Source organism: Gracilibacillus sp. JCM 18860 (assembly GCF_055395245.1).
The window spans coordinates 2,274,512-2,287,505 of the sequence record NZ_AP043868.1; the positions used below are offsets into that span (position 1 = coordinate 2,274,512).

Sequence of the window (12,994 nt, forward strand, 5' to 3'; positions counted from 1 at the left end):
GAAGCCAGAATGGAATTTTCATTTTAGCTTTTTCGTTATTATTACAACAATGTTACATTTTATAAACAGATCCAATTTTTAGGATTAACAAGAGATAAACGGGGTATTTATTAACTAGCAATACCTGTTATACAACAAGTCGTTGTCTCATTTGTTTTAAAATTCAAAAGGAGGAATTGACAATGAGATGTAACAGTTGTAATGGTGAAGGGTTAGTCCGCTGCCGCAAATGCTCAGGAGAAGGTATTGATTATGGCATTCACAAATGTGAGAATTGTGGAGGCGAAGGGGAGCTTGCTTGCTCTACATGTGAAGGCACTGGGAAAGTACGATTATTGGATAAGATTAAATCAAAAGTCTAAACATTGTTTTCCAAAGGAACACATTCGCTTCTCTCGCGAATGTGTTCCTTTGTCTTTAGATGTCCGCATTTTGATGGAACACCAAAACTATTCCTTATTATCTGTTAGTTCTTTACGATTCGTTGCTTTTGGTGGCTGTTCCATCCAACCATGGTCAATCATAATATTGGCACCAGACTGCACATATTTCCCTATATCCACCATAAACCGACCGTGCATCACACCCAGGTCACGCCTTCCATTGAGTGATGCAGCATTAGCGTAGGATCGAATCTTCATGGAGAACATGTCTATTTTATGCCAAAGCATTAGCTTATCGGAAAAAGGAGCAAAATTAGAAGTCGTTACTAAGTCATCTAGTAAAGGTTGGGTTGGCAAATGTTCCTTATTCAGCATTTGTGAACACGCCTCAATATGGTTAGCCGTTATTTCCTTTCCTTTTAACATAAATTTTTTCACTTTTTCATTTTTTGCTACTTGGCTGAAACCAATTAATAAAGCCTTACTAGCTGTGTTATTTTCATTATCATCATACAGATGGGCAATTTCTAGTGCATGAAGGGATCGAATATCTCCAAAAAACCCATTTAAATAATTTTGCTTGCTGATAAAGTCCACCTTTTCTGGTATTGGGATTTGAGGCGGCGGTGTATAGAAGCCTTTCTTCATTAATGTATCATTTACCTCATTGATCAATTTTTCTGTTTCATGAAACGTTTCAATAAACAAGTTTCTCGTATCTTTTCTCGTCATAATGGGGATAGCAATAGCATAAATACTCATACCAGCCTTACTTGTATACTTCAAGTAATGGAGATAAAACTCATCCGCAAATAACCGAGGTGCGCCTAAGTTCACATCTTCACTAGTAAAACCAATTGGTACAGGGAATTTTTCTTGCATGAATATATCTCTAATATTATTTACCAGCTTTTCGCTTAGCTTTAATGCTTTTGCCACAACCTTTTTAATATCTCGATCTTCGACATGCTGAAGATAGTAACTAAGCACACATGTCGCCATCGTATTCCCTGTATAAGCCACCCAAAGCTTCCCCATTTCTGCTGAAGTTAATCTATTCGTATTATGATGATTATTGCTCATTACACTACCCCCCAAATGAAATACGTCAAGGAATAGCTTTTCCCATTAGCAGAAAAAATATGAGAAATAATCACAAAAAAAACCAGAGGCTTTAAACCCCCTGGCTTCCTCATTTATTACAAAACCTTTCGATTCCAAAACCTATGTGATGCTATTGCATCGATAAATTGATTCGCAAATTCCTGTGGCTCATCTTCAATGATCACACCAGGACTATGCTTCATTTCATCTACCTCTAAAAGCTTTTGGCCTTCTTGTGTTGCCCCAATTGGTTTAAAGTGCGAGAATGCCTCATAAACAAATAAGACAGCCTTCTTATAAAAGCTTTTATCCTCCTCACTTCCAGTCACTGCATAGACTGCGTCAAACAGGACAGAGTCTGCTGTTAAAAAGGTTTGATCTACTGCTAATTCCACGCCATCTGAACCTTTGACTGTACCTAAAGTATTACTTAGAATTTCAGCATGAATCCCCTCTCGCTTTAATGTGTTAACAACCGTTTGAAGCTCTACACCATTAAAGCCTTTTCCGACTATCACAGCAACTTTCCGTGTTTCTGGTCTTTTTGCTGTATTCTCCTGGCTTAGAGCTGGGGAGGACTTTGTCACGGTGATCTCTTTTTCCTTAGGTGGTTCTACCCCTATTGCCTTCGCAAATCCATGTGCGAGCTCAGTACTTACATGGGAAAACATCTCCACAACCTGCTCCCTTACAGAGGTATTCTCTACCTTCCCAAGCTCAAAACTGAAGGCGTTGATCATATGCTCCTTCTCCGCCTTGCTCATACTATTCCAGAATAGGGTAGCTTGAGAAAAATGATCTTTAAAACTTCCACTTCTTGCCCTGATCTTATGACCATCGACTTTCTCATCATAATGCTTATAGCCACCTTCTTCTTCTGTCGATGTTTCTGGCGTGTTCTGTGCCAGTGAATTGTTATGATAGCTTACTGGTCCACGATTAATCGTTTGTCTGCCATAACCATCCCGCTGATTATTATGAAATGGGCATACCGGACGATTTATCGGAAGCTCATGGAAATTCGGTCCTCCTAAACGGATCAGCTGTGTATCTGTATAAGAAAATAATCGACCTTGTAACAATGGATCGTTGGTAAAGTCAATCCCAGGGACGACATGTCCAGGATGAAAGGCGACCTGTTCTGTTTCTGCAAAGACATTATCCACATTGCGATTCAATGTCATTTTCCCAATCAATTGAACAGGAACATCCTCCTCTGGCCAGAGCTTGGTTGGATCTAAAATATCGAAATCAAATGTAAATTCATCTTCCTCTGGAATCATCTGTACCCCTAATTCATATTCAGGATAATCTCCTGCTTCAATCGCTTCCCATAAATCTCTTCGATGAAAGTCCGGATCCTTACCATTGAGCTTTTGGGCCTCGTCCCATACAACCGAATGCGTACCTAGAATGGGCTTCCAATGGAATTTAACAAAATGGGACTTTCCTTCTTCATTCACAAAACGAAAGGTATGAACTCCGAAGCCTTCCATCATTCGAAAGCTTCTAGGAATGGCTCGATCAGACATTGCCCACATCACCATGTGCGCCGATTCCTGATTATTAGCAACGAAATCCCAAAATGTATCATGGGCCGTGGCAGCTTGCGGCATTTCATTATGTGGCTCAGGCTTTAACGCATGCACTAAGTCTGGAAATTTGATTGCATCCTGAATAAAAAATACTGGTATATTATTACCGACTAAATCGTAATTGCCTTCCTCAGTATAAAATTTTGTTGCAAAACCTCTTGCGTCTCTAGCTAATTCACCAGAACCTTTACTACCCGCAACGGTAGAAAAACGTACAAAAACTGGTGTTGTCTTATCTGGATCTTGGAGGAAACCTGCTTTCGTATATTCCTTCATTGAATGATATACTTGAAATTCACCATGAGCAGCATAACCACGAGCATGTACGATTCTTTCAGGAATTCTTTCATGGTCAAAGTGTGTCATTTTTTCGCGGAAATGAAAATCCTCCATGATCGTTGGACCACGTTCCCCTGCTTTTAAGGAAAACTCATCTTCAGAAACCTTCAACCCTTGATTTGTTGTCATTTTCTTATGACGGTCATCGGTTGTAAACTGTTCTAATTGTTCCTTCTTATTGTCTGCCCCATTCACATTTCGTTCATTACTCATGTTGTTTCTTCCTCCTCCTTAAAATATTGCCATAAATCCTATTCCCTGACGATAGCAGAAGCAAACATGACCAATATAATTTTGATGGAGATAGGAGCATATACAAGCAATTATCCAATGTAATAAACTACATTAAGAACAGAAAGGAAGTGATTCCTTTGTTTTCCGAAAGAAAAAGTAAGCCTCGTCTATGTATACCAAAAGGGTACAATTGGTGTGGGCCCGGCTGTAGTGGTCCTGGTGCACCTATTAATGAGGTAGATGCAGCTTGTAAGCGGCATGATGAATGCTATCAGCGAAATCCCAATCGATGTGCTTGTGACAAAGCTTTTCTACATCAAATTCGTTCCATGGTGAACCATCGTACAGAAAAGGGGAGACACGCCCACCTACTTTATCGCTATATGCAGCTACAAACCTTTTTCCGTTGTGGAATGGGCAAGGATAGGCAGAGTTAATCTGTAAACATAAAAGGCTGTCCTCTGAAGGACAGCCTGCTTCTTAATGAGAACTTTCTACCTCATCTACATGTTGGACATGGCTTCGATTCATCCATATAAATAGGACCGATAAAAATACAAAGCCTGCACCTACATAAAAAGGAACACTTGAATTGTAGATCTCTGCTAATTTCCCAGCCGTAAATGGAGCAATGGCGCCACCTAGAAAACGCAAGAAGCTATACGCGGCCGATGCAGTTGGACGTTCTACAGGACTTGCATTCATGACCGCTGTTGTAATCAATGTATTGTTATTTCCTAGTAGACCGCCTGCAAGTATCACTGCCACAATAAGTAGTGACTGGGTAGAGTTCCATATACCCATCGATAAAAGCACCATAGCGAATAAAATTAACATCATACACATAGACCTTATCGTGCCAAACCTTTTTTGTAGTTTAGGTGCCATAAATACGGAGGTAATCGCTAGTAATAGCCCCCAACCTAAAAATACATAACCTAAGCCATGCTCATCTAAATGTAAAACAAATGGAGCATAAGCCAGTAATGTAAAAAAGCCAAAATTATATAATGCGGCCGTCATGCCAAGTACAAAGAGTGAGCGGTGCTTCAATGCACGAAAGGGATCCAATAGAGAGACTTTTTTTCGTGCTAAAGATTGTCGAGGTTTTGTGCTTGGCATCAGCAGACTCAACGCTAAAAAGGCGATAATCATTAAGGACGCTACACCTAAAAATGGGCCACGCCAAGAAATCGCCCCTAATGCTCCGCCAATCAGTGGCCCGACGGAAATCCCAAGACCAATCGCTGCTTCGTATAAAATAATTGCTTTCGCATTCCCACTTGGAGAAAGTGTGACGATAGCACTTAATGCCGTTGCGACAAAGAGCGCATTTCCTAAGCCCCATCCCCCTCGTAGTAGAACTAGTTCCCAAATTCCATTAGATAAGCCACCCAAGGCAGAAAATAAAGCAATAATAATAATCCCGGCAAGCAAGCTACCTTTCATCCCGATTCGCGAAGTAATCGTACCTGTAACGAGCATAGCAATCGCCATAATCGCATTATAGCTCGTAAATAATAAGGTTACCTCACTTGGTGATGCGTGGAGTTGACTCGCAATGGCTGGTAAAATGGGGTCAACAAGTCCTAAGCCCATGAAAGCAATAATACAAGCGAAAAAAACAGCCCACACTGCTTTAGGCTGAGTAAGAATACTAGGTTTTGTTTCCAAGGAAGACTCTGTTGCGGTATGAATGGACATCTAAAAACTCCTCATCTAAACTTTCCATTTTAGTTGCGCATTACAACTAATATTATTGTATAATACAACTAAATATCATTTTTTGTCAAGTTTGATATAATAGAAATAAGCTCCTAATAAATGAAAGGAGGCATCGGTCTGTGAGTCAACCATCACTTGAATTAATTGAAAAGGAAATTACCGATTTTATTCGAAGGATCGTTATTTCTGAGAAAAGAAATGATCAGCTTGAGCGCTCTGCTTATATTATCTTACGAATCTTATCATCCAATGGACCATCAGGGGTGAAGAGCTTGGCAGAAGCCTTGCAATTAGATATCTCTACCATTAGTAGACAAGCAGCAGCACTTGAATCGAAAAGCTATGTTCAACGAATACCTAATCCACAGGATAAAAGAGCCTATTTTTATCAAATCACCACATTAGGAGAAGAGGAGCTTGATAAAAATAAACAAAGACGTTTTGAAAGATTAGGTAAGATATTAGAGGATTGGTCGGAAGAAGAACAACTAGCATTTGGGAAGCTTCTTCAAAAATATAATCAACATGTGGTGGAACGTTTGAAACCATAATCTAAAGGAGATGCCTCCTTTAAGGAACCATCTCCTTTTGGTCATGATTTTGTTTTAGAAGAAGTGCTTGACCTAGCCTCTGATATTTTACCTAGAAAAAAACCATCAATTTCCTGTAATTTTCCTCGCCAAAGAATTTTACCGCTTGACGGGGTTGGTTTACTATCTCCACAATAGACCTTGGCATTTTTCAAATGGATAAATTGAGCCATCTCACTCCCACCATCATCTACTGCTTCACTTGCTTGCGAGAGCTGTTCACTAATTTTTTTAGAAATATCATTTCCATCCTCAAAGGCATCACTTAAACCCTCAAAATATCCTTTTGCAGATACTGTCGTTCCAGATACGATAGATCCATTCACATTTAAGGTAATGTCTAAAGAAAAGCGATGCTTATTCGTAGCCTCAACCAAAAAGGCTAGAATACTATCTATTTCTTTTGCACTCATTTCTTTCACTCCCCTGACTCGGATTTAGTATCATCATTATTGGTAACGGAAGTATTCGCCTTTTTATTGCTTGTGGATTTTCTTTTTGTGGAGGTTGTTTTTTTGGTTGTTTTATTATTTTTATTCGCTTGCTCCTTTGTGTTGGTCTCGTCCTCTTCTGTCACTGTGAGATTATTTATTTTTTCTTCCAGTCCCTTTAATCGTTCTTGAAGTCTTTTATTCTCTTCCTTTAGTTCGATAAAGCTATCCTCATTCACTAATTCTGTTTCTTCTTCTTGATTCTCATGGCTATTTGTAAAAACATTGGCGTCCTTCACCTTTTGGATTGTTTCTTTGGATTTCTGCATCCCTGCTTCCTTTAAATCGACTACCTTTCCTTTTGTTGCTTTTCCTATTTGTCTGCCTTTGTCCTTCCATTCTGTATCCTTTATCCGTGTTAACAGCTTCTTGCCATTCTCTGGTGTCGCAAGATAGCCTATCGTCGCTCCCACTACACCACCTGTGATCGTACGTTTAATTGGTAGCTTTTTTGTCGATAGTTTAGTCATTCATTTTCCCTCCTTGATGGTTGTTAAGACTTACTTTATCTTTTCCTCGAGCTGATCTAATCTCTCTTGAAGCCTTTTATTTTCTTCCCTCAATACTTTACTGGAATCATTCGCTTGTGAAGTGAGATAAGAATCTGTCTCCCACCAATCCATTCCTATTTCCTTGGCTTTATCTACTGAGGCAACAATTAACCGAATCTTGATCGTTAATAGCTCTACATCTGCAATTCCAACAGATATATCCCCAGCAATAACGACACCTTTATCTAAGATTTTGTCTAATACATCGACGATCGTGTTCGATTGTACTGGGTTCTCTACTGGCATAGATTAGCACCTCCTTATCACATCAATCTTCCTAATGGCCCAAGATCAATATTTAAATCCTCTGCATCTAATCCGAAAATATCTTTTAATTCTTTCATTTTTTCCTCTAGATTCATGAGCGCAACACCTAGATTTTCGATCTGTTCCTCTGTTAAGTGACCACCCTCAACTCTTCTAATGGCATGTCGCTCAACTATTTGCCTAAGCAATTCAATGACCGTCATCACAAGCTGTGCAAGACCTTCTTCTGCATTGTCTGGGTCTAAATTAATACGGCCATTTGCTTGATTACTCGGTTGCATCGGTTAGTTCCCTCCTTTGCTTATCCAATTGCTGTGAGGAAACGACTGCGCCATTTCCCTCATAGGACTGTACAAGCTTCTCTACGGACGAAATCAAGACACGTAAATCTAGATAAACAAGATCGACGCCTGCGATCGAAATGATTAAATCCCCTTTAATCGCTATCCCCTTGTCTAAGATCACATCCAAAATATCAATTAGGGCAATCTCCTTGTTCTCTATGGATTCTTTTCTTGGCATGTTGGCATCCCTCTCTTAAAAGCTTGCAAAGTGGTAGGCTGGCCATGGACCAGTTATCTCCAGAGTGAAGCCTTTTGTTTCTAATTCCTTTTCGGCTTGCTCTAACTCTTCTAAGCATGGCTCCACTTGATCCTTTTTTAATAAAAAAACACTATTCCAAGCCATATTTTCCTTTCGCCCTGTCATTTCTTTGCTCCAATTCTTTTTAATGACGGCATCCTCGGCGTATTGATTTAACTGCTCATGAGCCACCTCACATATCCGATCCTTTTCCAAATCTAGTTCGTCCATGATTAGTTGGTCGATTTTTTTCCTTTCAAAAAACTGCCTTCCTGGCGGCAATTGATTTATTTCTTCCTTTTTTGCCGCAATCGTGGGATTATCCTGGCTTACTATCTTCTTTAAGCTCTCCTCATTACAGTAGATTTTTAGATTCCATTCTTCCTTTTCCTTCAATTGGGTGAGGATTTCTCTCATATCGTCTAATTTCTCTTCTACTTTCTGACGCAAGCTCTCCTCATTTTGGTAAATCGTACAAAATTTTAATGGAATTAACGTGTACTCCTCGTATAGCTTCATCAAAGTTTGGTGATGATAATAGGCCTTTTGTTGAAGCCATTCCATATCATTTTCTATTTTTTCTTGGATGACTTCTTCAGAATATTCCTCACTATGGAGGCGACATACTACTGCCTTAATCCCATCAATAGTGACCGTATAAATGTTGTTCTGCCTATCAAAACCTTCCATGTTAGCTAATGGTTTGCTCTCAACTTCCTCCTCTGGAATAAAAGCATATAAATAAATGAATGGTTCCATCGTATTTCTCCTTAATCTCTTCTCTTTGTCATCTCTTCCCATTGCTCTAACTCTCTTTGTTTCGCATTCTCATATTTTGTTAGCAAGTCAGCCTCTCTTACCTTAAATTCTACTTCTGGAAGATCTCCTTGCTCATATATGGCTTGTAAATGAATGAGTTTTTGTTGAATGGTTGGAAGGTCATATAATTCTTGATCTACCTCTTCCTGTACCTTTTCACCGATTGTTTGGACAAGACGCATAGGGGCTGTTACTAATTTGTGTAGCATGATCTCAACTTTCCTCAACTGCTAGGTGAATTTGGACAAAATTATAAGCAGGCCACGGACCACTGTACTTAAATTCAACTTTATCCTGCCATTTTTCATGGGCTTCATTCACTAACTGATCGAAGGTCTCTTCCTTATCCCGATCTACTAAGAAGGAAGCATTTAATAGCATCCTATCACCGATCGGGTCATTGAGCTTCGCTGCCTCTGCCTTTGTTTTTAATGGGGCATAAATGTCGGCTTCTATGTCTCGAATAAGAGAGGAGACGACTTCTTGGGTTGCTCCACCTAATTGAATTCGTTCATAATAGCTCGCTTCCGCCGACTTCCCATTTACTTGTCTGGTAAGTCGCTTTACTTTTTGACTTTCATTCATTTGAGATTTTAACCAGTCTTTTTTCCCAATTACCTTTAAGCCAAGCTCCATTTTTCCTTTAATTTCTGGAAATAATCGTGCAAATTGTGGATAAAGGTTTTCTAGTAGTACCTCCACATCCTCTGTTGAATGAAATACATTTCCAAAGCTAATCGGAATGACTACATCCTTGCTCTGCATCACTTTAGATACTAGTTGTTGATGCATGAAAAGATTCTCCTTATTTGGAGGGTAGATTTTCATAGGTACCTTTGCCGCCACCATGGCAGCATCCTGATAATGTATCGTAAACGTGTCATATTCCTTTCCATCAAACGAGACAGGGCCAAATTCCTCTTTTTCGTTTGTCTGTATCCCACAAAAGATATAGATTCCAGCATTATCTTGGTTTGACATTTACATAACTCCCTTCTAGCTTTCTACGCCAATAGCACTTCTGTACCGTATATCCAGTCTTTTAAATGACGTAATTTCCTTGTCCTTGTCTACTAAAACCTCATATGTCCCGAGCATTTCATCCTTCGCATATTTTTTCATATATTCCTTTTCTTCGACTGCTTCGATTGTTACCCTCCATCCACCCTCTTCTAGCTTTTCTACAGATGTAATTTTATGAGGCGGTGCAATATGCTCTTGAAAAAAATCTGTGACATTATTCATAATTTCTTTTATCTTCATGGTTACCTCCATTTTGAGAACAGGGGGTGGCTAGTAGCCACCCTTTGATTAAATACCAAACGCTGTATTGCTGCGCTCATTACGTTGGGATGGTAGTCCATTCTCTTCTACTTCATCTCTTAATAACCCAACGGCTTCCGCATAGCGCAACCATGTATCCACACTTGCGATAACGACACGTGCTTCTACTGTTAGAATTTCAATACCTACTACTGATACTCTTGCATAGGCATCAATCACGATCCCTTTATCTAGAATTCTGTCAATTACCTCTGCCAAGCTTGAACTATCAGTTGTTTTTTGAACAGCCATGATTATTCTCCTTTACTTGTCGTATTTTAAGAATCTTTACTAATTAATATCCATTAAGGATTTTTCCTTTGTCGAGCTCTTTATATCACTTGCTCCCTTTAGATTGCTTGCGTTCTTTACATTACTGATTCCCTTGACCTCGCGGTAGCTCTTTAGCTTCGATTCGTCCTCGGAAATACTTTCTTGAAAGCTTTCTCCGGCTTCCTTCACCATACTCAGCTTATCTCTCACAGATAATAAAATATCCTGGACTTTATCCTTTGCGTCCGCTGCCGTTTCATGGGCCTTTGTCGCGTTTTGCTCAACGGTTTCTGCTAGCTTTTCTGATGCCTTCTCCGCTTTATCCTGCGCCTTTTCTTGAATTTTTTCCCCTGCTTTTTCTTTGAGCTTCTCTTCTGCTTTTTCCTTTAAGGAATCAGGAGCGTTTTCCATTGCTTTTTTCGTTATTTTTTTAGCCGTCTTCTTTACTGGATTCTCCATAAGATCCTCCTTTATAAACGGCGTATTATTGGTTGTCTGCTAAAAGCTGATCGATTTTTTCTTCAAGTTGTTCTAGTCTTTCATTGATCTGTTCGTTTTCTTGTTTTAATTGTTGATAGGATGAATCCTCTGGCTTTCCTGCAAAGCGATTACTTCCCAAATAGGCTGGTGCTGCTTGTTTTAGTGCCAGCATAGCCTGTTGGGTAAGGATTCCCTGTATATTTCTTCCGATCTCTTGCGCTAGCCTTTGTGTTGCTTCTGAATCCTGTATCTTTTTGTAAATGGTTTGAGTTGTTCCTGGATTAGATAACAAACCAAGGGATGCTCCAACAAGACCACCAATAAAAATGTATCCTAGCGAGTTTTGGTTACTATTTTCTTGCTTTTGTGCTGTCATAACTATCTCCTTTTAGAATGGTTTTCATTCTCTAGTTTGTCTCTGGCTTCATCTCGAAGTAATCCAACTGCTTCTGCGTAACGCAACCATGTATCAACACTTGCCACCACTACTCTTGCTTCTACGTTTAAGATCTCAATTCCCGCTAATGAAACTCTCGCTTAGGCATCAATCACCATTCCTTTATCCAGTAATCTGTCGATCACCTCCGCTAAGCTTGAGCTATCAGTTGTTTTTGGATACTCATGGGGGACCTCCTTCGCATTTGTTGTAGGAACAAACGCGAGATCTATAAATCATTAGCTTACCTATCCATACCACGATAATAAGATCTCTAAAACAGGAATTCCTTTCCTTTACCAGTGAAATGGAAATATTTTCTTTAAATATTACTAACAGAGGAAGGAGAAAAGGGGTGGCTTCAAGCGATTTTTTAGTTCGTCGGAAGGATATTTTACTTATTTATTACAAATTGTTTACGTTTTCTTCCTTGACATGACAAATAGGACTTTATAGGAACGAATGTTCTATAAAGGAGAATTTATATGTATGTATCGATGGAGGACTTCAGGAAAGAATGGGAAAGGGAAGCAATGCTTACACAAGAAGTTTTGGAGGGGCTAACCGATAAATCCTTATATCAACAGGTTTACCCAGAGGGTCGTAGTCTTGGCATGATTGCTTGGCATTTAACGACAAGTATACCAGAATACTTATCAGATTTTGGACTCGTAATTGCTCCAGTTGAAAATGTAGATACTATGCCATAGTCTTCCTCATAAAGTGAAGCAATTCTCTGAATCACTTTGATAGAATCAGGATGAAACTTTTTGCCACGTCCTCTTTTTTCATATCTAAAAAAATCTTGAAATTTATGGGTATAACGTCGAACGGTTGTCTCTGGTATTTCTGTCATTTCGCTTAATTGACTAACTGATAACCAAGAATCCATCATCTAACACCTCCTAAATAATTACCAACCAGCCACCATCAGCCAACTAACCACCACCTGTGTTTCAACTCTTAGTTAGATTATTTTTAGCCATTAAGCCATTATATCAATTAAATATTTCAGTTGCTACTATGATTCGTTTGAATTAACATAAATTGGATAAAAATATTATTGTTTTCTTCTAAATTACTTTATAATAGAACTAATGTTCGATTTTTGTGAGGTGTTTTATAATGGATTATTCCAAATATCCTCGTCACAACGTGTTGTGCATTGATATGCGTTCTTTCTATGCAAGTGTGGAGTGTGTGTCTCGTGGATTAGATCCCTTGAAAACAATGCTAGCTGTAGTTGGCGATCCTAATCGATCAGGAAGTATCGTCCTTGCTGCATCTCCTGCACTTAAGAAAAAATACAAAATTAGCAATGTTAGCCGATATTTCGAGTTATCAAACGACCCAAATATTATTGTTGCTCCGGCAAGAATGCACCTTTATTTACAAGTAAGTATTGCTATTACCAAAACGGTTAATAATTATGTTCCAAAAGAAGCTATTCATGTATATTCTGTAGACGAACTTTGGGTGACTCTAGACGGTACAGAGAATTTGTTTGGCTCAACAATGAATATAGCTAGAATGATACAGGAAGATATATTTGAACAGTTTGGTATACCTTGTGTGGTAGGTATAGGAGACAATAAATTTTTAGCAAAAGTGGTAATAAGACTACTAAAATTTAATGTACAAAATCAAGAAACCTTAAACACTGGGCTTTTTGCTGTACATAATTGATAACCAAAGTCTGTACATAATGGGAGAAGAGGGATTGTTTAGAAACATGTGTAGCTTTAAATTTAACTGTACTATAATTATTAGAGGATAATTAGTTTAATATATGAGCTAACATC

At 38.9% G+C, this 12,994-nt stretch carries 19 protein-coding genes and 3 pseudogenes; 5 read left to right on the forward strand and 17 right to left on the reverse strand.

From position 1 onward, the window contains the following. The first annotated feature begins 182 nt into the window (after positions 1 to 182). Positions 183 to 362 (forward strand): hypothetical protein, encoded by a 180-nt coding sequence (locus tag ACZ5R4_RS11405; protein ID WP_109983184.1) that lies wholly within the window; start codon positions 183 to 185, stop codon positions 360 to 362. 87 nt (positions 363 to 449) lie between these two features. Here ACZ5R4_RS11405 and ACZ5R4_RS11410 read toward each other — a convergent pair whose 3' ends face one another. Together ACZ5R4_RS11410 and ACZ5R4_RS11415 are read right to left on the reverse strand one after the other, a co-directional pair. Then, a complete protein-coding gene (locus ACZ5R4_RS11410) occupies positions 450 to 1,466 on the reverse strand; it encodes a DUF3231 family protein (protein ID WP_109983185.1) in 1,017 nt (338 codons plus the stop codon). A 116-nt stretch (positions 1,467 to 1,582) separates the two neighbouring features. Then, complete coding sequence (locus tag ACZ5R4_RS11415) at positions 1,583 to 3,634, reverse strand: catalase (protein WP_464367324.1); 2,052 nt, start codon at positions 3,632 to 3,634, stop codon at positions 1,583 to 1,585. 158 nt (positions 3,635 to 3,792) lie between these two features. On the opposite strand from ACZ5R4_RS11415, the gene ACZ5R4_RS11420 reads away from it, so the two are divergent. After that, entirely contained in the window at positions 3,793 to 4,092 is a 300-nt protein-coding gene (locus ACZ5R4_RS11420) for a phospholipase (protein ID WP_054788109.1), read from the forward strand. A gap of 43 nt (positions 4,093 to 4,135) precedes the next feature. Here ACZ5R4_RS11420 and ACZ5R4_RS11425 read toward each other — a convergent pair whose 3' ends face one another. Next, on the reverse strand, positions 4,136 to 5,359 hold the full coding sequence (locus tag ACZ5R4_RS11425) for an MFS transporter (protein ID WP_464367325.1): 1,224 nt from the start codon (positions 5,357 to 5,359) through the stop codon (positions 4,136 to 4,138). A gap of 140 nt (positions 5,360 to 5,499) precedes the next feature. Here ACZ5R4_RS11425 and ACZ5R4_RS11430 point away from each other — a divergent pair, with 140 nt between their 5' ends. Continuing rightward, positions 5,500 to 5,931 (forward strand): MarR family winged helix-turn-helix transcriptional regulator, encoded by a 432-nt coding sequence (locus ACZ5R4_RS11430; protein ID WP_109983188.1) that lies wholly within the window; start codon positions 5,500 to 5,502, stop codon positions 5,929 to 5,931. 41 nt (positions 5,932 to 5,972) lie between these two features. Here ACZ5R4_RS11430 and gvpU read toward each other — a convergent pair whose 3' ends face one another. The 13 genes and pseudogenes from gvpU to gvpA (ACZ5R4_RS11495) all read right to left on the reverse strand — a co-directional run bounded on the left by gvpU (position 5,973) and on the right by gvpA (ACZ5R4_RS11495) (position 11,425). After that, the gene (gvpU, locus tag ACZ5R4_RS11435) at positions 5,973 to 6,383 is read right to left on the reverse strand and encodes a gas vesicle accessory protein GvpU (RefSeq protein WP_109983189.1); all 411 of its coding nucleotides are present in this window, start codon (positions 6,381 to 6,383) and stop codon (positions 5,973 to 5,975) included. A gap of 5 nt (positions 6,384 to 6,388) precedes the next feature. Further along, complete coding sequence (gene gvpT / locus ACZ5R4_RS11440; RefSeq protein ID WP_109983190.1) at positions 6,389 to 6,931, reverse strand: YtxH domain-containing protein; 543 nt, start codon at positions 6,929 to 6,931, stop codon at positions 6,389 to 6,391. A gap of 30 nt (positions 6,932 to 6,961) precedes the next feature. After that, the gene (locus ACZ5R4_RS11445) at positions 6,962 to 7,258 is read right to left on the reverse strand and encodes a gas vesicle protein (RefSeq protein WP_054788111.1); all 297 of its coding nucleotides are present in this window, start codon (positions 7,256 to 7,258) and stop codon (positions 6,962 to 6,964) included. A 17-nt stretch (positions 7,259 to 7,275) separates the two neighbouring features. Continuing rightward, positions 7,276 to 7,560, reverse strand: a complete 285-nt coding sequence (locus ACZ5R4_RS11450) for a gas vesicle protein GvpK (RefSeq protein WP_054860106.1) — start codon at positions 7,558 to 7,560, stop codon at positions 7,276 to 7,278. Continuing rightward, entirely contained in the window at positions 7,547 to 7,801 is a 255-nt protein-coding gene (locus ACZ5R4_RS11455) for a gas vesicle protein (protein WP_054788112.1), read from the reverse strand. The genes ACZ5R4_RS11450 and ACZ5R4_RS11455 overlap by 14 nt, the downstream gene beginning before the upstream one ends. A 15-nt stretch (positions 7,802 to 7,816) precedes the next feature. Continuing rightward, the gene (locus ACZ5R4_RS11460; protein WP_109983192.1) at positions 7,817 to 8,620 is read right to left on the reverse strand and encodes a GvpL/GvpF family gas vesicle protein; all 804 of its coding nucleotides are present in this window, start codon (positions 8,618 to 8,620) and stop codon (positions 7,817 to 7,819) included. 11 nt (positions 8,621 to 8,631) lie between these two features. After that, positions 8,632 to 8,889, reverse strand: a complete 258-nt coding sequence (locus ACZ5R4_RS11465; RefSeq protein WP_054860104.1) for a gas vesicle protein GvpG — start codon at positions 8,887 to 8,889, stop codon at positions 8,632 to 8,634. A 4-nt stretch (positions 8,890 to 8,893) separates the two neighbouring features. Further along, positions 8,894 to 9,661, reverse strand: a complete 768-nt coding sequence (locus tag ACZ5R4_RS11470) for a GvpL/GvpF family gas vesicle protein (protein WP_464367326.1) — start codon at positions 9,659 to 9,661, stop codon at positions 8,894 to 8,896. A gap of 15 nt (positions 9,662 to 9,676) precedes the next feature. Beyond that, entirely contained in the window at positions 9,677 to 9,943 is a 267-nt protein-coding gene (gene gvpO, locus ACZ5R4_RS11475) for a gas vesicle protein GvpO (RefSeq protein WP_054860103.1), read from the reverse strand. 48 nt (positions 9,944 to 9,991) lie between these two features. After that, complete coding sequence (gene gvpA / locus ACZ5R4_RS11480; protein WP_054860102.1) at positions 9,992 to 10,255, reverse strand: gas vesicle structural protein GvpA; 264 nt, start codon at positions 10,253 to 10,255, stop codon at positions 9,992 to 9,994. A gap of 39 nt (positions 10,256 to 10,294) precedes the next feature. Further along, complete coding sequence (gene gvpQ, locus ACZ5R4_RS11485; protein WP_464367327.1) at positions 10,295 to 10,735, reverse strand: gas vesicle protein GvpQ; 441 nt, start codon at positions 10,733 to 10,735, stop codon at positions 10,295 to 10,297. A 25-nt stretch (positions 10,736 to 10,760) separates the two neighbouring features. Then, positions 10,761 to 11,132 (reverse strand): hypothetical protein, encoded by a 372-nt coding sequence (locus ACZ5R4_RS11490; RefSeq protein WP_054860100.1) that lies wholly within the window; start codon positions 11,130 to 11,132, stop codon positions 10,761 to 10,763. A 2-nt stretch (positions 11,133 to 11,134) separates the two neighbouring features. Further along, positions 11,135 to 11,425, reverse strand: a pseudogene (gvpA, locus tag ACZ5R4_RS11495) (gas vesicle structural protein GvpA). Between the two features lie 252 nt (positions 11,426 to 11,677). Between gvpA (ACZ5R4_RS11495) and ACZ5R4_RS11500 the strand changes: the two are divergent. Next, positions 11,678 to 11,899: pseudogene (locus ACZ5R4_RS11500) on the forward strand (DinB family protein); the annotation flags it as partial. Positions 11,900 to 11,955: 56 nt separating this feature from the next. Here ACZ5R4_RS11500 and ACZ5R4_RS11505 read toward each other — a convergent pair. After that, a pseudogene (locus tag ACZ5R4_RS11505) lies at positions 11,956 to 12,087 on the reverse strand (MerR family transcriptional regulator); the annotation flags it as partial. Positions 12,088 to 12,317: 230 nt separating this feature from the next. Between ACZ5R4_RS11505 and ACZ5R4_RS11510 the strand changes: the two are divergent. Continuing rightward, the gene (locus tag ACZ5R4_RS11510; RefSeq protein ID WP_347834926.1) at positions 12,318 to 12,878 is read left to right on the forward strand and encodes a Y-family DNA polymerase; all 561 of its coding nucleotides are present in this window, start codon (positions 12,318 to 12,320) and stop codon (positions 12,876 to 12,878) included. Positions 12,879 to 12,994 lie beyond the last annotated feature (116 nt).